At 57.5% G+C, this 16,676-nt stretch carries 17 protein-coding genes; 9 read left to right on the forward strand and 8 right to left on the reverse strand.

Annotation, left to right across the window (positions count from 1 at the left end; all coding sequences use genetic code 11):
* Positions 1-11 precede the first annotated feature (11 nt).
* Positions 12-995, forward strand: a complete 984-nt coding sequence (locus B7444_RS01630; protein ID WP_007282789.1) for a zinc-dependent alcohol dehydrogenase family protein — start codon at positions 12-14, stop codon at positions 993-995.
* On the opposite strand, the gene B7444_RS01635 is transcribed toward B7444_RS01630, so the two are convergent.
* The 3 genes from B7444_RS01635 to B7444_RS01645 form a co-directional block, all read right to left on the reverse strand.
* Positions 996-1,952 carry a cation diffusion facilitator family transporter gene (locus B7444_RS01635; protein WP_007282788.1) on the reverse strand — a complete coding sequence of 319 codons (957 nt, stop codon included), beginning with the start codon at positions 1,950-1,952 and terminating at the stop codon, positions 996-998.
* A gap of 77 nt (positions 1,953-2,029) precedes the next feature.
* A complete protein-coding gene (locus B7444_RS01640) occupies positions 2,030-3,415 on the reverse strand; it encodes a methyl-accepting chemotaxis protein (RefSeq protein ID WP_007282787.1) in 1,386 nt (461 codons plus the stop codon).
* A 189-nt stretch (positions 3,416-3,604) separates the two neighbouring features.
* Positions 3,605-4,060 carry a GatB/YqeY domain-containing protein gene (locus B7444_RS01645; protein ID WP_007282786.1) on the reverse strand — a complete coding sequence of 152 codons (456 nt, stop codon included), beginning with the start codon at positions 4,058-4,060 and terminating at the stop codon, positions 3,605-3,607.
* A 219-nt stretch (positions 4,061-4,279) separates the two neighbouring features.
* Here B7444_RS01645 and carA point away from each other — a divergent pair, with 219 nt between their 5' ends.
* Both carA and carB read left to right on the forward strand, forming a co-directional pair.
* On the forward strand, positions 4,280-5,653 hold the full coding sequence (gene carA / locus B7444_RS01650; protein WP_007282784.1) for a glutamine-hydrolyzing carbamoyl-phosphate synthase small subunit: 1,374 nt from the start codon (positions 4,280-4,282) through the stop codon (positions 5,651-5,653).
* 3 nt (positions 5,654-5,656) lie between these two features.
* Entirely contained in the window at positions 5,657-8,911 is a 3,255-nt protein-coding gene (gene carB, locus B7444_RS01655; protein WP_007282783.1) for a carbamoyl-phosphate synthase large subunit, read from the forward strand.
* 52 nt (positions 8,912-8,963) lie between these two features.
* Here the strand turns inward: carB and B7444_RS01660 are convergent, their stop codons facing one another.
* The gene (locus tag B7444_RS01660) at positions 8,964-9,170 is read right to left on the reverse strand and encodes a helix-turn-helix domain-containing protein (protein ID WP_007282782.1); all 207 of its coding nucleotides are present in this window, start codon (positions 9,168-9,170) and stop codon (positions 8,964-8,966) included.
* Entirely contained in the window at positions 9,170-9,751 is a 582-nt protein-coding gene (locus B7444_RS01665) for a hypothetical protein (RefSeq protein WP_231502768.1), read from the reverse strand. Before B7444_RS01665 ends, B7444_RS01660 begins: the two co-directional genes overlap by 1 nt.
* 136 nt (positions 9,752-9,887) lie before the next feature.
* Here B7444_RS01665 and greA point away from each other — a divergent pair, with 136 nt between their 5' ends.
* The 3 genes from greA (at position 9,888) to B7444_RS17415 (ending at position 11,958) form a co-directional block, all read left to right on the forward strand.
* The gene (gene greA, locus B7444_RS01670; protein ID WP_007282780.1) at positions 9,888-10,361 is read left to right on the forward strand and encodes a transcription elongation factor GreA; all 474 of its coding nucleotides are present in this window, start codon (positions 9,888-9,890) and stop codon (positions 10,359-10,361) included.
* A complete protein-coding gene (locus tag B7444_RS01675; protein ID WP_007282779.1) occupies positions 10,361-11,587 on the forward strand; it encodes a threonine ammonia-lyase in 1,227 nt (408 codons plus the stop codon). Before greA ends, B7444_RS01675 begins: the two co-directional genes overlap by 1 nt.
* Positions 11,588-11,697: 110 nt before the next feature.
* Positions 11,698-11,958 carry an energy transducer TonB gene (locus tag B7444_RS17415; RefSeq protein ID WP_224777915.1) on the forward strand — a complete coding sequence of 87 codons (261 nt, stop codon included), beginning with the start codon at positions 11,698-11,700 and terminating at the stop codon, positions 11,956-11,958.
* Here B7444_RS17415 and B7444_RS01685 read toward each other — a convergent pair.
* The 3 genes from B7444_RS01685 to msrB form a co-directional block, all read right to left on the reverse strand.
* Positions 11,928-12,215, reverse strand: a complete 288-nt coding sequence (locus B7444_RS01685) for a DUF1330 domain-containing protein (protein ID WP_007282778.1) — start codon at positions 12,213-12,215, stop codon at positions 11,928-11,930. The genes B7444_RS17415 and B7444_RS01685 overlap by 31 nt on opposite strands.
* Before the next feature lie 96 nt (positions 12,216-12,311).
* Positions 12,312-12,950 (reverse strand): uracil phosphoribosyltransferase, encoded by a 639-nt coding sequence (gene upp / locus B7444_RS01690; protein ID WP_007282777.1) that lies wholly within the window; start codon positions 12,948-12,950, stop codon positions 12,312-12,314.
* Positions 12,947-13,366, reverse strand: a complete 420-nt coding sequence (msrB, locus tag B7444_RS01695) for a peptide-methionine (R)-S-oxide reductase MsrB (protein WP_007282776.1) — start codon at positions 13,364-13,366, stop codon at positions 12,947-12,949. The genes upp and msrB overlap by 4 nt, the downstream gene beginning before the upstream one ends.
* A gap of 148 nt (positions 13,367-13,514) precedes the next feature.
* On the opposite strand from msrB, the gene B7444_RS01700 reads away from it, so the two are divergent.
* The 3 genes from B7444_RS01700 to B7444_RS01710 all read left to right on the forward strand — a co-directional run bounded on the left by B7444_RS01700 (position 13,515) and on the right by B7444_RS01710 (position 16,641).
* A complete protein-coding gene (locus tag B7444_RS01700; RefSeq protein ID WP_007282775.1) occupies positions 13,515-13,706 on the forward strand; it encodes a CsbD family protein in 192 nt (63 codons plus the stop codon).
* A 120-nt stretch (positions 13,707-13,826) separates the two neighbouring features.
* Positions 13,827-15,365, forward strand: coding sequence for a 2,3-bisphosphoglycerate-independent phosphoglycerate mutase (gene gpmI, locus B7444_RS01705; RefSeq protein WP_007282774.1), 1,539 nt, complete (start codon positions 13,827-13,829; stop codon positions 15,363-15,365).
* Entirely contained in the window at positions 15,352-16,641 is a 1,290-nt protein-coding gene (locus B7444_RS01710; RefSeq protein WP_007282773.1) for a murein hydrolase activator EnvC family protein, read from the forward strand. The genes gpmI and B7444_RS01710 overlap by 14 nt, the downstream gene beginning before the upstream one ends.
* Positions 16,642-16,676: the final 35 nt, after the last annotated feature.

Raw genomic sequence — 16,676 nt, forward strand, 5'->3', positions numbered from 1 at the left:
AAGCACATACCATGTTTGCCATGCAGCTCCGCCAACACCACCAGCCTCTGGAATGGGTGGAGCTGCCAGACCCCGAACCCGGACCGGACGAAATCCGTATCCGCATCGGGGCCTGCGGCGTCTGCCGCACAGACCTCCATGTCGTGGATGGCGAACTCGCCAACCCCACTCTTCCCATCATTCCCGGACATGAAATCGTCGGGCGAATTGATAAACTCGGAAGCAACGTTACGAGCCTGAATGTTGGGGAACGGGTCGGTATCCCATGGCTCGGCCATACGTGTGAGCATTGCTATTACTGCACGCATGGGATGGAAAATCTCTGCGACCATCCCCTTTTCACCGGCTTCACCCGCAATGGCGGCTACGCGACAATGACCGTCGCTGATGCACGATATGCCTTTCCCATGGGCGACAAAGGGGAAGACAAGGATCTTGCTCCCCTGCTTTGCGCTGGCCTGATCGGCTGGCGCTGTCTCAGCAAAGCCGGCGACGGCAAAAAAATCGGTCTGTACGGCTTCGGAGCTGCTGCCCACATCATCATTCAGGTACTGCGCTGGCAGGGACGAGACGTTTACGCTTTCACATCCCCCGGAGACACCGAGAAACAGGCATTTGCCCGTTCCCTTGGCGCAGTCTGGGCAGGTGGTTCAGACGAGCTCCCACCTGAACAACTGGATGCTGTAATCCTGTTTGCCCCTGTCGGCACACTGGTTCCCACCGGACTGAAAGCCGTCCGTAAAGGCGGGAAAGTTGTTTGCGGCGGTATCCATATGAGCCCGATCCCGTCCTTCTCCTACGACACTCTCTGGGAAGAACGCGAAATCGTCTCCGTCGCCAATCTGACCCGGCAGGACGGGCTGGATTTCCTGAAACTGGCTCCGGAAATTGGCATCAGGGTGACGAATACGCCTTACGCCCTCAGGGACGCCAATCAGGCTCTGGACGATTTACGCCATGGCCGCTTTGAAGGCGCAGCGGTCCTGATCCCCTGATCAGTTCAGAGGCGCCGGAACCCCGTCCCGTCGGTCCTGCGCCTCGACATACATACGTAATACAGACGGATAACGTGCGCGCGTCGTCTTTTCGAGTAAGGACACCCCACGTTCCACATCCCCGGCAGGGGTTGCGTCGTTCCAGTCCAGGGACACCAGCACAATAGTGCTTTCCGGACCGCGGGTTTCCGTCACAACTTCATTGACCCCAACCACACCCGGCAGTTTGGTCGCTTCCGCCCGCACAAAAGCATCAATATCGGGATTGCTTTCACCAACCAGCAAAGAACGCGTCTCATTGGTCAGAAGACCGGCGACAACAACCAGCACCACACCGATCAGCAGAGATGCCACGCCGTCCAGAACATGCAGCCCTGTCACCACGGAAAGCAGAGTGAAGACGAGCGCGATAACAAGACTGGCCAGCGCCGCTCCATCCTCGAACAGAATAACGAACAGGCCCGGGTCCACACTCCGGCGAATGATGTTCCAGAGGGAAACGCCCTCTTTACGCGGCAGGGCTTTCACGGCTGCAATAAAGCCGTATCCCTCCATACTTCCCGAAATTGCCAGAATAGCGACGTTCATCCACCAGCCCGGAAACACATAGCCCAGGATTTGGACGGGCTGCATTTCCGAAGGATGCATGACTTTTTCCCACCCCTCATAAAGAGAAGCGACGCCGCCACCTACAAACAGGGCCCCTGCAACCACCATCGTCCAGAAATACAGCTCCCGGTGATGACCGAGCGGATGCTGTTTCGTGGCAGGTGCAGTCGCCCGCTTCATACCGACAAGCAGAAGGATCTGGTTTCCACAGTCCACAAAGGAGTGAACCGTCTCCGCCAGCATGGCTGCGGAGCCCGTCAGCAATGCTGCGGCCCCCTTCACACAGGCAATCCCGAAATTGACCCCCAGCGCGATGAAAACAACTTTTACGGAACTGCCTGCGGACATTCTGGCCTCATGATGCGAAACAGTTCTCAACTTGGAGAGGTTCAGCCCTCTCTGTCAAACGCCCCCGTGACCGTTTTTCAGATAATCGCCTTGACGGTGTTACGGAAGGTAAACTGTCTGACCTCTTTTGCCAGATCAGACGCTTCCTGACGCAGATTACGACAGGCGGCCGTCACCTGCTCCACCATGGCCGCATTATGCTGAGTCATCTGGTCCATTTCCCGAATGGCCGTGTTGATCGTCTCAAGAGTTGCCGCTTCATCCGCAGTTGAATAGGAAATGTCCTGCAGAACGGAAGTAATGCCGTCAATATGACCGTTGATGAGATGCATGGCCTTGTCGGCTTCTCCCACCAGATGAACCCCCTCTTCCACCTGCTTGACGGACGTTCCGATGATACTCTGAATTTCCCGGGCGGACTGAGCGGATCTCTGGGCAAGCGCCCGGATTTCCATAGCAACAACATTGAAACCACGTCCCGCTTCACCTGCCCGGGCAGCTTCAATTCCGGCATTTAGAGACAGCAGGTTGGTCTGGAATGCCATTTCCTCAATCAGACCGATAATGGACTCAATCCGGCGTGAAGACGTGCGGAGGGCTCCCATCGCTGCGTTGGCCGAACGCATGACATCCGACACTGACAACGCCTGCTCTCGCGTTCCCATGGCTGTTTCGCGCGCCTTCTGGGACGCTATGGCCGTCTCACGAACTGTCAGGGTGATATTGTTAATGGAAGACGCCGCCTCCGCCAGCCTGTTTGCCTGCCGCTCTGTTCGGCTGGCAAGATCACCAGATGCGGTGGAAATTTCTCTTGTTCCGCTCGCGATTACGGATGTGCCATCCGAAATTTTCTCCAGAGCCGCCCGATAGGCACGGATCATGGTATTGAAATTCTGGCGAAAATCTTCGAAGCGATCCTGAAAAGGCTTGGCAAAAATGAATGTCAGATCTCCGGACTTCACCACGTCCATGCCCACGCAGATGGCTTCGATGGTTTGATCCTGAAGCTGTCGAATACGCTCACTTTCTTTCGAAAATCGACGTTCAGCTTCCGCCGCCTGCTGCGCTTCCACGGCGGCAAGTTCCTGATACGCAATGCGCTCTTCACTGTTTTTCAAAAAGGCCTGGAGAGAACGCGCCAGCCGACCAATGCAGTCTTTGTGATCCAGGAAAGGAATCGTAACCTCTGTTGCACCGCCTGCAACCTTTTCCGTCAGCGCTGTAATTTTCTCGAACGGAACAGCAACCACCTTGATGGTAAAGCGACCAATCAGCAGCGTCAGCCCAATCTGGAGAAGCACACCCGCAACCTGCGCGATGACCTGTACATTCTCCAGGTGATTCAGATAGCGCAGACAAATCCAGTCAACGGCAACCTGGACCACCGACAGGACCAATAACGCACCTATGATGACACGCAGCTTCTGCCGAACATAGGCAGTCTGTTCAATCCACTGCAGCATCTCGCCTCTCGATCACATCCCATGGCCAGGTTCAGGAACCGGCATCTGACAAGGTAGAAGGACGAGAGTTATCAAATGATCTTTAATGATACGTTAATTAAACAAGAACATTTTATGACCAACGCGTCCAAAGACATGAGCATAAAAAAACCGCCCAAAGAGGGCGGTTTTCAGTTCTGTTCTTATATTTCAGGCTGAAAGACGAGCCTTCACCAGCCCGCTGGCCCTGGCCGGATCAAGATCGGAACCGAAACGCTCTTTCAGAGCCGCCATGACCTTGCCCATATCCTTCATGCCTTCTGCACCGACAGCCGTTACAGCCTCATTGATCGCAGCTTTCAGCGTGCCCTCATCCAGCTCAGGCGGCAGATAGGACTGGATCGTAGCAATCTCGCCCTCTTCCTTCTCAGCAAGCTCCGGACGACCACCCTGACGGTACATGGTGGCAGACTCTGTGCGAGACTTGATCATGGAACGCAGGGCGGAAATCATTTCCGCTTCCGTCACTTCTCCACTCTTGGCGCGAGCCGCAACCTCGAGATCCTTGAGCTTTGCGGTGATGCCGCGGATCTGCGCTACCTTCTCGGACTGGCCGGCCTTCATTGCAGCCTTGAGATCGTCCATGATCTGTGCACGAAGTGACATGCGCCTTCTCCCATCTGTTCAGAGGCCCGGAAGCCTCAGTGTCAATTCATGGCCGCAAAATCGCACAAAAGCAGGCTTCCAACAATGGAAGGCGCGAGACGGGAAGTTTTTTCCCACCCTTTCTTTTTCCATCAAGAATCATGTGGGAAAAAACTTCCCATCCGTGCGCCAATCGCTTATCAGACCTGAAAGTGAACGCGGAGCCAGGAACGGGCGACCATGGACATCGACAGAATCATCGAAAAAGCCGGAGGCGCGGACGAGATCGCCGCTCTTGCCGGCGTCGGCCTTGAGGCCGTCCGCAAATGGCGTCAGTCGCGAACCGTGCCGACCAAGCACTGGCCCGCCCTGCTGCGCGTTCCCGGAATCGAACTCCAGGATCTGACTTCCGCTGAAACCCCGCAACAAAGAGAGACGGACGTGTCCAATTCCTGCCCTGTCGGCGCCAATGCCGCCCTTGTCCTTGCAGATGGCACGGTCCTGTGGGGCCGAGGCTTCGGCGCCCATACCGATGGCGCCGTTGGTGAACTCTGCTTCTCCACCGGCATGACCGGCTATCAGGAAACCCTGACAGACCCGTCTTTCGCCGGTCAGATTGTCACCTTCACCTTCCCGCATATCGGCAATGTCGGCACGAACACGGACGACAATGAAGCGCCCAAAATGGCTGCTCTTGGCGCCATCGTGAAGGAAGACGTGACCGCTCCGGCAAGCTGGCGCTCCATGGAATCCCTCGACGGCTGGCTAAAGCAGCACGGCCGCGCAGGCATCAGCGGCGTCGACACCCGCGCTGTCACCCGCTCCCTGCGTGACAATGGTCCGCAGACTGCCATCCTTGCCTTCCCGGCGAACGGTCGGATCGATACCGACAGCCTGCTGAACCGCGCCCGTCAGTGGCCCGGCCTCGAAGGCATGGATCTTGCAAAAGAGGTCACGCAGCCAAAGCGTGTCTGGACGGAAGGCGTGTGGGAAAGCACCCGCCCCGCCCGTACCGAGAACCGCCGCCGCGTGGTCGCCATGGACTACGGCGCCAAGGACAACATCCTGCGCTGCCTCGTGACCGCCGGTTGTGACGTCACCGTTCTGCCCGCGACAGCAACGGCCGAGGAAATTCTGGAACTGAAGCCCGAAGGCGTCTTCCTGTCCAATGGTCCGGGCGACCCGGCAGCGACCGGCACCTATGCCGTCCCGGCCATCAAAAGCGTTCTGGATGCCAACGTGCCTGTCTTCGGCATCTGCCTTGGTCATCAGCTTCTGGCGCAGGCCCTCGGCGGCAAGACCTACAAGCTGGATCGTGGCCATCGCGGCGCCAACCAGCCGGTCAAGGACATCGAGAGCGGCCGCGTGGAGATCACCAGCCAGAACCATGGCTTCGCCGTGGATGAGAAGTCCCTGCCGGCTGATGTGAAGGTGACGCATGTGAGCCTGTTCGATGGCTCCAACGAAGGCATTGCCTCCACCACGAAGGACGCCTTCTCCGTTCAGTATCATCCCGAGGCCAGCCCTGGCCCGTCTGACAGTTTCTATCTTTTCGAGCGTTTCGTCGCGGTCATGGACCGTCGCGCCGCCAACAGCACGAACGCAGGAGCCTGAGCCATGCCAAAACGGACAGACATCACGTCCATCCTGATCATCGGCGCAGGCCCGATCGTTATCGGACAGGCCTGCGAGTTCGATTACTCTGGCGCACAGGCCTGTAAAGCCCTGCGTGAGGAAGGCTATCGCGTCATCCTCATCAACTCCAACCCAGCCACGATCATGACCGATCCGGGCCTGGCGGACGCGACCTATATCGAGCCAATCACGCCGGAATTCGTCGAGCGCATCATTCTCAAGGAAAAGCCCGACGCCGTTCTACCGACCATGGGTGGCCAGACAGCCCTGAACGCCGCCATGGCGCTCGACAAGTCCGGCTTCCTCAAGAAGCACAACGTGGAACTGATCGGCGCAGACGCAGAGGTCATTGACCGCGCAGAAGATCGCCAGAAGTTCCGCGAGGCCATGGACGAGATCGGGATCGAAAGCCCCCGCAGCACCATCGCCCATACGCTGGCAGAAGCGCGCGCGGCTCTGGCTGACGTCGGCCTGCCCGCCATCATCCGCCCGTCTTTCACCATGGGCGGCGCTGGCGGCGGGATCGCATATAACCGCGAAGAGTTCGACCAGATCGTCACAGGCGGCCTTGATGCCTCCCCGACGACGGAAGTGCTGATTGAAGAGTCCGTTCTGGGCTGGAAAGAGTACGAGATGGAAGTGGTCCGCGACACGGCGGATAACTGCATCATCATCTGCTCCATCGAGAACATCGACCCGATGGGTGTTCACACAGGTGACTCCATTACCGTTGCCCCGGCCCTGACGCTGACCGACAAGGAATACCAGCGCATGCGGGACGCCTCACTGGCGTGCCTGCGCAAGATCGGTGTCGAGACGGGCGGCTCCAACGTGCAGTTCGGCGTCAATCCGGCTGATGGCCGCATGGTCGTCATCGAAATGAACCCGCGCGTGTCCCGGTCGTCTGCACTCGCCTCCAAGGCCACTGGCTTCCCGATCGCCAAAATCGCCGCCAAGCTGGCCGTTGGCTACACGCTGGACGAACTCAAGAACGACATCACGAAGACGACCCCGGCCTCCTTCGAGCCGACGATCGACTATGTTGTCGCCAAGATCCCCCGCTTCACGTTCGAGAAGTTCCCCGGCTCCCCGGCCTTGCTTTCGACGTCCATGAAGTCGGTCGGGGAAGCCATGTCTGTTGGTCGCTCCTTTGCCGAGGCGATCCAGAAGGGTTTCCGCTCCATGGAGACGGGCCTGACAGGTCTGGACCCGGTTGAGGCGCCCGGCGACGGTTCAAAGGACGCCTATCTGGCCGCCCTCGCCGAGCCACGCCCGGAACGCATCCTGATGGCCGCACAGGCACTCCGCGCTGGCCTGACGGTTGAAGAGGTTCAGCAGGCCTGCAAATTCGAACCATGGTTCCTGCGCCAGCTGGAAGACATTATCGCCTCAGAGCGTGACGTTGAGAAGAATGGCCTTCCAAAGGATGCCTACGGCTTCCGTCGCCTCAAGGCCCAGGGCTTCTCTGACGCCCAACTCGCTCGCCTCTCCGGTCAGAGCGCCCCGGATGTTGCGGCACAACGTGAGGCTCTCAACGTCGTGCCGGTTTATCGCCGCATCGACACCTGCGCAGCCGAGTTCGCCTCCGACACGCCGTACCTGTACTCCACCTATGAAGGCGGGTTCGGCACACCGGAATGCGAAAGCAAGCCAACCAGCCGCGACAAGATCATCATTCTGGGCGGCGGCCCGAACCGGATTGGTCAGGGCATCGAGTTCGATTACTGCTGCGTTCATGCGGCTTACGCCCTGCGCGAAGCTGGCTTTGAAACAGTCATGGTCAACTGCAACCCGGAAACGGTCTCGACGGACTACGACACGTCCGACCGTCTGTATTTCGAGCCGCTTACGGCCGAAGACGTCATCGCCCTCATTCGCACGGAAGCCCGTGGCGGCAAGATCCTGGGCTGCATTGTGCAATACGGCGGCCAGACGCCTCTGAAGCTCTCCCGCGCACTGGAAGAGGCAGGCATTCCGCTCCTTGGTACCCCTGCCGATGCGATTGACCGCGCCGAAGACCGCGAGCGTTTCCAGACCATGCTGCGCAAGCTCGGCCTACGCCAGCCACGCAACGGGATTGCCCGCACGCCCGCAGACGCCGAGAAGGTTGCAGAGGAAGTCGGTTATCCTGTTGTTGCCCGCCCATCCTACGTTCTGGGCGGGCGCGCAATGGAAATCGTGTACGACAACGCTGGCCTGAAGCATTACCTCAACACGGTTCTTCGTGCGGCTGGCCCGGAAGTCTCGACTGGCCCGATCCTGCTCGACCACTACCTGAACGACGCGATCGAAGCCGACGTGGACTGCATCGCCGATGGCGAGACGGTCTATGTCGCCGGCGTCATGGAACACATCGAGGAAGCTGGCATCCACTCCGGTGACTCCGCCTGCTCCCTGCCGCCCTACACGCTCTCCCCGGCACTGGTGACTGAACTCCGCTCCCAGACGGAAGCCATGGCTCGCGAGCTTGGCATCCGTGGCCTGATGAACGTTCAGTACGCCATCAAGGATCAGGAAGTCTTCGTCCTTGAAGTGAACCCACGCGCTTCCCGTACCGTGCCGTTCGTCGCCAAGGCGACAGGCGTTCCGGTTGCAAAGATCGGTGCCCGCGTCATGGCTGGCGCGCGCCTCTCCGAGTTCCGTCTGGATGGCGGCGCGGTCTCTCCGCATGTGGCCGTCAAGGAAGCCGTCTTCCCGTTCCATCGCTTTGCGAACGCTGACACGATCCTTGGTCCGGAAATGCGCTCCACCGGTGAAGTCATGGGGCTGGATTCCAGCTTCGAGCGTGCGTTCGCCAAGTCCCAGCTCGCTGCCGGCGTAAAGCTGCCACTGTCCGGAACGGTCTTCCTGTCCGTCCGTGACAGCGACAAGGGACATGTTCAGCCTCTGGCCCGCAAGCTTGTGGAAATGGGCTTCACCATCCTTGCCACCAGCGGTACGGCATCACGCCTTGAAGCGGCCAACATTCCCGTGAAGCGCGTCAACAAGGTGATGCAGGGACGCCCGAACTGCGTGGATGCCATCCGTTCCGGCGACGTGCAGATGGTCATCAACACATCTCAGGGCGGTCAGGCCGCCCGCGACAGTTACGACATCCGTCGCGGCGCACTGACCATGGGCGTCCCACACTACACCACGATTGCGGGCGCACGTGCGGCGACATACGCCATCGCCGTCCTCAAGGAAGGCGATCTGGGTGTCGCGCCGCTCCAGTCTTACTTCAAGGGTGAGTTCTGAACTCGCTTCATGAAAAAGCCCGTCAGAGCAATCTGGCGGGCTTTTTTCGTTCTTATTCGCCTGAATACCGAAGAATATCGCCCGGCTGACAGTCGAGAACCCGACAAAGAGCCTCGAGCGTAGAAAACCGGATCGCTTTTGCTTTCCCTGTCTTGAGAATGGAGAGATTGGCAAGCGTCAGATTCACCTTCTCTGACAGTTCCGTCAGAGACATGCCTCGCTCTTTCAGAAGTTCATCCAGACTGACGTGAACAGGCATCAGATGACCTCATCCATTTCGGATTGAATCTGAGCTCCGAGATCGAAAAGCCAGACAGCAGTATAGAGAACGCCAATCTGAAGAGCGATACTCTGAAGTTCGAAAAATATTCCTCCCCAACTAATATTCAAATAATTAACCGGACCATCAATAGGCAGAAAGTTTCCGAAAAAAGTAATAATAATATAAATTACTCCCAAAACAAGAATATTATAGGACCTTTTCCTATTATCCTCTCTAAACAATCTCTCGTTTTTTATAGATATTATTATTTTTGTAAAAATCTTTACTGAAATAAGAAGCAGAACATACCGTGAAAAATCAGAAAAAATCGCTATGAACCCCGAAATTAAATCCTTATGGGAATAGCCCGCAAAATTGGGTTTTGGCAGATGAAAAACGAATACAGCCAAAAACAAAATGAACGAAAACATGCCGTACAAAATTGTTGTTATCCATAACAGACAGCGAAAAATGCGCAGCAAACTTAAGGCGTAATCAATGCGCTTCCCTGCTTTTCGCTGACGATCAGGCAATATCATTTCAAAAACCCCAATAAATTTATCGAATATCGATAACACACTCCTTCCTCGACAAGGCAAGTAATTTATCGCTTTTCGATAAACAAAAACACCGCACCTTGCAAGAAACCCCCTTAAATCCTATATTGTCTGGCTATTCATTCAATTTCAGCTACGCTTTTCCGAGGATTTCAGAGTGCAGAAAATTCCCATGACCGCGCAGGGGCTGCAGCGTCTTGAAGACGAACTGCGTACCCTCAAGAGCGTTGATCGCCCTGCAGTCATCCGGGCCATTGCTGAAGCACGCGAGCATGGCGACCTTTCTGAAAACGCAGAGTACCATGCCGCTCGTGACCGCCAGTCCTTCATCGAAGGACGTGTACTTGAGCTTGAAAGTATTGTTTCTTCAGCCGACGTGATCGATCCATCCACGTTCACCGGCACCAAGGTGCGCTTTGGTGCTCATATCGAAGTCGTGGATGAAGAGACAGACAAGGAAAATGCCTACCAGATCGTCGGCGTTCACGAAGCCGATATCAAGCAGGGTCTGATCTCCATCTCTTCCCCGCTGGCCAAGGCCCTGATCGGCAAGGACGTGGGCGATACCATCTCCGTTCCCGCTCCCGGCGGCGATCGTACCTACGAGATCCTGAAAGTCACATACCGCTGATGTCTGACGTCCTGACGTCCCCTGTCCCTGTCGTTACCATCCAGGACATCGAGAGCGCCCATGAGCGCATCGCGTCCACAGTGGTGCGCACGCCGACGATTACCTGCCCCGCCCTGTCCCGTCTGACAGGCGCGGAAATTACGCTCAAGCTCGAGAACCTTCAGGCCATTGGCTCCTTCAAGGAGCGGGGTGCCGCCAACAAAATGGCACTCCTGACGGCTCAAGAACGGGCACGCGGTGTGATCACCGTTTCGGCAGGAAATCACGCGCAAGGTGTGGCCCGTCAGGCCAGTCTTCTCGGCATTGATGCGACAATCGTCATGCCGCGCTTCACGCCTGCCTCCAAGGTTGCGGCAACGCAGGCCTGGGGAGCGAATGTCGTTCTGGCTGGCGACGATTTTGCACAGGCCTGCGTCACAGCAGAAGAACTTCAGAAAACAGAAGGACGCGTTCTCGTCCATCCGTTCAATGATCCTGCTGTCATTGCCGGACAGGGCACGGCGGCTCTGGAACTGCTTCAGGACGCCCCTCAGATCGACACGGTGGTTGTCCCGGTGGGTGGTGGTGGCCTGATCGGTGGTTTTGCAACCGTGATGGCGGCCCTACGGCCGGACGTGGAAGTCATTGGCGTGCAGGTCGAAGCCTATGCGTCTCTGGCCGCCTTCCCTCAGGAAGGAGGCCCGACGCTCGGCGGTTCCACGATCGCAGAAGGCATTGCCGTCACCACGATGGGCGAGCATTGCCTGAACGCGTTCCGCAACCGGATTTCCAGAATTCTGGTGGTCAATGAGCTTCAGGTCGAAAGCGCCATCACTACGCTCGCTGAAAAAGCCAAACAGGTTTGCGAAGGTGCAGGTGCCACAGGGCTGGCCGCCGTCATCGCCAATCCGGAACTGTTCAAGGGCCGCAAAGTCGCCCTTCCCCTCTCTGGTGGCAACATCAACGCCCGCATTCTGGCAAACACGATCCTGCGGTCTCTTCTACGGGACGGACGGATCCTGCGTCTGATTTTCCAGATCCCTGACCGGCCTGGCATGCTGGCCGATATTTCGGCCCGGATCGGCAACTATGGCGGGAACATCATAGAAGTGTCCCATCATCGCCTGTTCGCCTCCCCCTCCGTGCAAACGGCAGAACTGGTCGTGATGATTGAAGCCCGCGATACGGAACATGCCAAACAGATCGAGACCGATCTGTCCCGGCATTACATCGTACGCAGGGACTGAAAACTCATGTATTCTTTCATACTGGTGGTCGCCACAGGCCTGATGCTGGCTGAACACCCCAGTCTTCCGGCAAATTCAAAGCTTCAGCACACGGACGCCAGAGTATCCTAATTGATGCCTTTGAACGGAGCGAAACCGCCAAGACTGAAGTCTCCTGCGACATCAGCAAAGCGGACGCTCCCTCAAACTGTCACATCGTGAAGTCGAACAACCCTCACTTTAACGCATCGGCGATCGAATTTGTGCAACGCATGCACTACGTCCCTGCCCGCAGAAACGGCAAAATATTGCCGTCCCCAATCACGTCGAACACGTTGATTCCACACTTTAAAGCAACAGCTCAGACGCCCTCTACAATAACAACGTTGTAAGACGCAGCTTTCCAGCGATGTTTCGCAGCAGCCTGATATTCGGGGCTGTCATACCAGACACGGGCAGATGTGATGTCCGGAAATTCGATAATGACCACGCCATCTGGCTCGATGCCTTCAAGCTTCTCCTGCTTTCCATAAGCAGCAAGAATTTTGGCGGGATGACCTTTGAAGGTTTCCCCAACAGTCTCTGAATAGACCTGAAACTCGGCGGGGTCTGTCAGTTTATCGCGAATAAAAACAGCGTAGGCGGTCATGGATTAAACTCCCAAGAAAGGAATGATGATCCATAACCGGCCATAAAACGGCATGGTATTCAGCACACAAACGCGTGTGCCGAATATTTGCAGCTATTAGCGGGTCCCGAACAGACGGTCGCCAGCATCGCCCAGACCCGGGACAATATAGCCGTGCTCATCAAGCTTCTGATCCACACAACACGTCACGACCTGCACATCCGGATGCAGTTCCGTCATGTGAGCAATTCCTTCCGGAGCCGCCAGAAGGCAGGCAAAAACAGGCGCAATCGCTCCCGCTTCCTTGACGCGCGTTACAGCAGCGGCAGCCGAGTGCCCGGTGGCCAGCATCGGGTCCAGAACGATGCAGGTCCGGCCCGGAACATCGCTCGGCATATTGAAATAGTATTCGCTGACTTCCAGCGTCTCATGGTCGCGCCGCAGCCCGATATGCCCCACACGCGCAGACGGCACGAGATCCAGCATTCCGTCCAGAAGGCCGTTACCGGCACGCAGAATGGAGACGAAGCAAAGCTTCTTGCCGTCCAGTTCCTCACCTTCCATCAACCCGCTTGGCGCCTCGATCTGACGTGGCACGAGAGACAGGTTACGCGTGGCTTCATAAGCCAGAAGCAGACTGAGCTCACGGGTCAGGCGACGAAAGCCCGCTGTGGATGTGTTCTTATCACGCAGACGGGTCAGCTTGTGGCGCACCAGCGGATGGGTGAGAACGATAGGCGGCAGCGCCTGACTCATGCTTTTTCTCCTGCGGCCGGGCGAAAATCGAGCGCCAGACCGTTCATGCAATAACGTAATCCCGTGGGCGGCGGCCCATCGGGAAAGACATGCCCCAGATGCCCCTGGCAGTTCGCACAATGCACTTCCGTGCGAACCATCCCGTGGCTTCCATCCTGTGTCGTCTCCACGGCGCCTTCCAGCGGCTGGAAAAACGATGGCCAGCCACTTCCGCTTTCGTATTTCGTGGTGGACGAAAACAGATCACGACCGCACCCGGCACAAGCGTAGATCCCGGCACGCTTTTCATCATTCAGCGGGCTGGAACCGGGATATTCGGTACCATGCTCCAGCAGAATACGGCGCTGTTCCGGGGTAAGGCCAACACCACATCCGCCACCATTGGCGCCCTTAACGGGACCGCAGCCTTGGGTCATGGTCAGTCTCCAGAAAATCTGAGGTTTTCAGTTTCCGATATATGGAAGCCAGACACCCTTTTGTCACGCATATCTGAAGGAAAGCGCGAAACTTCTTGCCGTCCGCCCCGTTGAAATCCTGCAACTCTTTATTCAGGAGGAGATCATCATGAGCTCCATCGAAGACAAACTCAAAGGTGCCACCAACAAGGTCGTCGGCAAGATCAAGGAAGAAGTCGGTCGCGCCACGAATGACGAACAGCTTGAAGGCGAAGGCGTTGTCCAGAACCTCAAGGGTCAGGCCCAGACAGCAAAAGGCGACGTCAAGGACGCCGTCAAGAAGGGTGTCGACAAGATCTGACGCTCACATCACTGTCATAATACAGCAACGCCCGCCCCTTCCGGCGGGCGTTCGCATTTGTGGGGAAAGGTGGCATAATGACGCTTATTCTTTCCTCCTTCTGCAAGACAGGAAACAGCCATGTCCTCTACCGCTTCGTCCTCACGCCGCCCTGTCATGCTCGTCATTCTGGACGGGTTCGGCTGGCGCGAGGAAAACTCTGACAACGCGGTAAGACTGGCCAACACCCCGACTTTCGATACCCTGTGGGCCAATTCCCCACACGCATTTCTTAAAACCTGCGGTGAGGATGTCGGCCTGCCAGAAGGCCAGATGGGCAATTCCGAGGTTGGTCACCTCAACATCGGTGCTGGCCGCGTCGTGATGCAGGAATTGCCGCGCATCTCACGCAGCGCCCGAGATGGCTCGCTTGCCGAGAATACGACCCTGAACGAATTCATCCATGCGCTGAGAGTCTCCGGTGGCACCTGCCATCTTATGGGCCTCATTTCCCCTGGCGGCGTTCATGCCCATCAGGATCATGTTCTCGCACTCGCCAAAATCGTCAGCGCTGCCGGCGTTCCTGTAGCCCTGCATATTTTCAGTGATGGTCGCGATACGCCGCCTCAGTCCGGGCAGGAGTATATTCCTGCCCTTCTCAAGGACCTCCCCGAAAGCGTGCAGGTCGCCACGATCAGCGGACGCTATTACGCCATGGACCGTGACCGCCGGTGGGAGCGTGTCAAACTGGCTGTCGATGCGATCCGGGATGGCAAGGGCCCACATGCAGACGATGCCCTTTCCGTGCTCAAAGCCAGCTACGCAGACGACAAGGGAGATGAATTCGTCATCCCAATAGTCCTTGGCGATTATGAAGGCATGAAAGACGGCGACGGCATTCTGTCCTGCAACTTCCGCGCAGATCGTATCCGCCAGCTTCTGGATGTTCTGGTCGTGCCAGATTTCGACGGTTACGAGAGTGGTCGACGCATCAATTTCGCAGCCGTCAGCGGCATGACGCGCTACTCCGACCATCTTGCTCCGTACATGACCGTCCTGTTCCCAAAGCTCCCCCTCGACGACCTTCTGGGAGACGTCGTGGCCAAGGCTGGCAAAGCGCAGCTTCGTATGGCCGAGACGGAAAAGTTCCCGCACGTCACATACTTCCTGAATGGTGGCCGTGAGGTTCAGCTTCCGGGCGAAGAGCGTATCCTCGTTCCGTCTCCCAAGGTTGCCACCTACGATCTGCAACCGGAAATGTCGGCTCCCGAACTGACGGACCGTGCCGTGGATGCTATCGACTCAGGCCAGTTCGACATGATCATCCTGAACTTCGCCAACCCGGACATGGTCGGCCATACAGGCTCCCTGCCGGCAGCGATCAAAGCCTGTGAAACGGTGGATCAGGGTCTGGGCCGTATCAACGACGCCCTTACCCGTGCTGGGGGTACGCTGATCGTCACCGCAGATCATGGCAACTGCGAAACCATGCGTGATCCCGAGACCGGCGGCGCTCATACAGCACATACGCTCAACGTGGTTCCGGTTATTCTGGCCCATGCCGAGGGCAAAACCATTCATGATGGTCGCCTGGCCGATCTGGCCCCCACAATGCTAGCGCTCCTCGGCCTGCCACAGCCTGCAGCCATGACCGGCGTTTCCCTGCTTGAAAACGCCTGATCCGGCCAGACTGCTGCCATTGGCCCTGGCATTCTCGCCATGGCTGATGGCTGCCTCCACGGCAGATCACGCTCATCACCGATCTGCCAAGTCTGCTCATCATTCGTCCACCCAAAGTACCGGACAACAGGCCCTTGCACAGGTACAGGCAGCCCGAAAAACTCTGGAAGCACAACAGGCGCAGGAAGCCGCAACTTTACGGGCCAGACAGCAGGCCGCCATTCAGGCCCAGCAGAAAGCTCTTCAGGACAACGCACGCAAGGTCGCTTTCGCCGCGCAGACACGCACGGCCCAGACGGCTGTTCAAACCACACGCTCCCGTATCGACACCCTGAATGCAGAAATTGATGACCTGACGCATAAGCAGGCCAGCATCAGGCAGGACATCGCCCACGAAAACGAGGCATTGCAGCCCCTGTTGCCGGTCGCTGCACGCCTGTCCATCGCGCCTGATGCCGCACTTCTGGCCTCCCCCTCTGCCGCGACAGACAGCGTAACAGCCCTGTCCATTCTCGGTGGCTTCTCACGCCTGACCCAGCAACGCGCCGCGCACCTCCAGACAAAACAGGAAGAACTCCAGACAGTCGGAGACGCGCTGGATAGCCGTCAGAAAGAACTGGATGGTCTCCTGAAGTCCCAGACGCATCAGCGTGATGTGGCGGCAGCCAGAACGAAGGTCGCCGCACGCCAGGAAACAGTATCGGATCAAGCCGCGAAACGCGCCAAATCAGCGGTCGCCGAAGCCATGAAAGCCTCCGCCGATCTTTCGGCCGAAATCGAGGCGATTGCCCGCCAGGAAGCGCAGGCAAAAGCCGAACTTGAAGCTGAGGCCCGTGCGCTGGCCAAACAGCATCAGATGGAACAGGCCCGAAGGACAAGAGCTCAGGTAAAGGCTCTCTCTGCCGGAAATGGCGTTTCTTCCGGCAACGGACACGCGCCTGTGTCAGGACATATCGCCGTGAGATGGGGACAGGAGACCGAGGGCGGCCCCTCCACCGGCATCACGTATGCCGCAGCGTCCTCGGCTTCTGTACAGGCGCCCTGCAGCGGACGAATCGTATTCTCAGGCCCCTTCCGCTCATTCGGACAGATGCTGATCCTCGATTGCGGACAGAATTATCGTTTTGTTCTTTCCGGTCTTGGCTCTCTGGGTGTTTCGAGCGGGCAAAGCGTCAGAAAAGCCGCCACGCTTGGGCAAATGCCTGGCTCCGACGGGCTGCTCTTCGTCCAGTTACGCCATGGCGCACAGATCGTCAGCCCCGCTCCGTTTCTCTGACCCTGTTTTCTGACAGGGCAGGACACTGTAAGATC

It is taken from the genome of Gluconobacter thailandicus F149-1 = NBRC 100600, assembly GCF_000964465.1.
Classification (GTDB): Bacteria; Pseudomonadota; Alphaproteobacteria; order Acetobacterales; family Acetobacteraceae; genus Gluconobacter; species Gluconobacter thailandicus.

Coding starts and splice junctions, on each gene's coding strand:
- gpmI (WP_007282774.1), top strand. CDS start 13,827: ATGTCCTCTACCGCTTCGTCCTCACGCCGCCCTGTCATGCTCGTCATT.
- B7444_RS01685 (WP_007282778.1), bottom strand. CDS start 12,215: ATGACCGCCTACGCTGTTTTTATTCGCGATAAACTGACAGACCCCGCC.
- B7444_RS01635 (WP_007282788.1), bottom strand. CDS start 1,952: ATGTCCGCAGGCAGTTCCGTAAAAGTTGTTTTCATCGCGCTGGGGGTC.
- B7444_RS01675 (WP_007282779.1), top strand. CDS start 10,361: ATGTCTGACGTCCTGACGTCCCCTGTCCCTGTCGTTACCATCCAGGAC.
- carB (WP_007282783.1), top strand. CDS start 5,657: ATGCCAAAACGGACAGACATCACGTCCATCCTGATCATCGGCGCAGGC.
- upp (WP_007282777.1), bottom strand. CDS start 12,950: ATGAGTCAGGCGCTGCCGCCTATCGTTCTCACCCATCCGCTGGTGCGC.
- B7444_RS01640 (WP_007282787.1), bottom strand. CDS start 3,415: ATGCTGCAGTGGATTGAACAGACTGCCTATGTTCGGCAGAAGCTGCGT.
- B7444_RS01700 (WP_007282775.1), top strand. CDS start 13,515: ATGAGCTCCATCGAAGACAAACTCAAAGGTGCCACCAACAAGGTCGTC.
- B7444_RS01645 (WP_007282786.1), bottom strand. CDS start 4,060: ATGTCACTTCGTGCACAGATCATGGACGATCTCAAGGCTGCAATGAAG.
- msrB (WP_007282776.1), bottom strand. CDS start 13,366: ATGACCCAAGGCTGCGGTCCCGTTAAGGGCGCCAATGGTGGCGGATGT.
- carA (WP_007282784.1), top strand. CDS start 4,280: ATGGACATCGACAGAATCATCGAAAAAGCCGGAGGCGCGGACGAGATC.
- B7444_RS01630 (WP_007282789.1), top strand. CDS start 12: ATGTTTGCCATGCAGCTCCGCCAACACCACCAGCCTCTGGAATGGGTG.
- B7444_RS01660 (WP_007282782.1), bottom strand. CDS start 9,170: ATGCCTGTTCACGTCAGTCTGGATGAACTTCTGAAAGAGCGAGGCATG.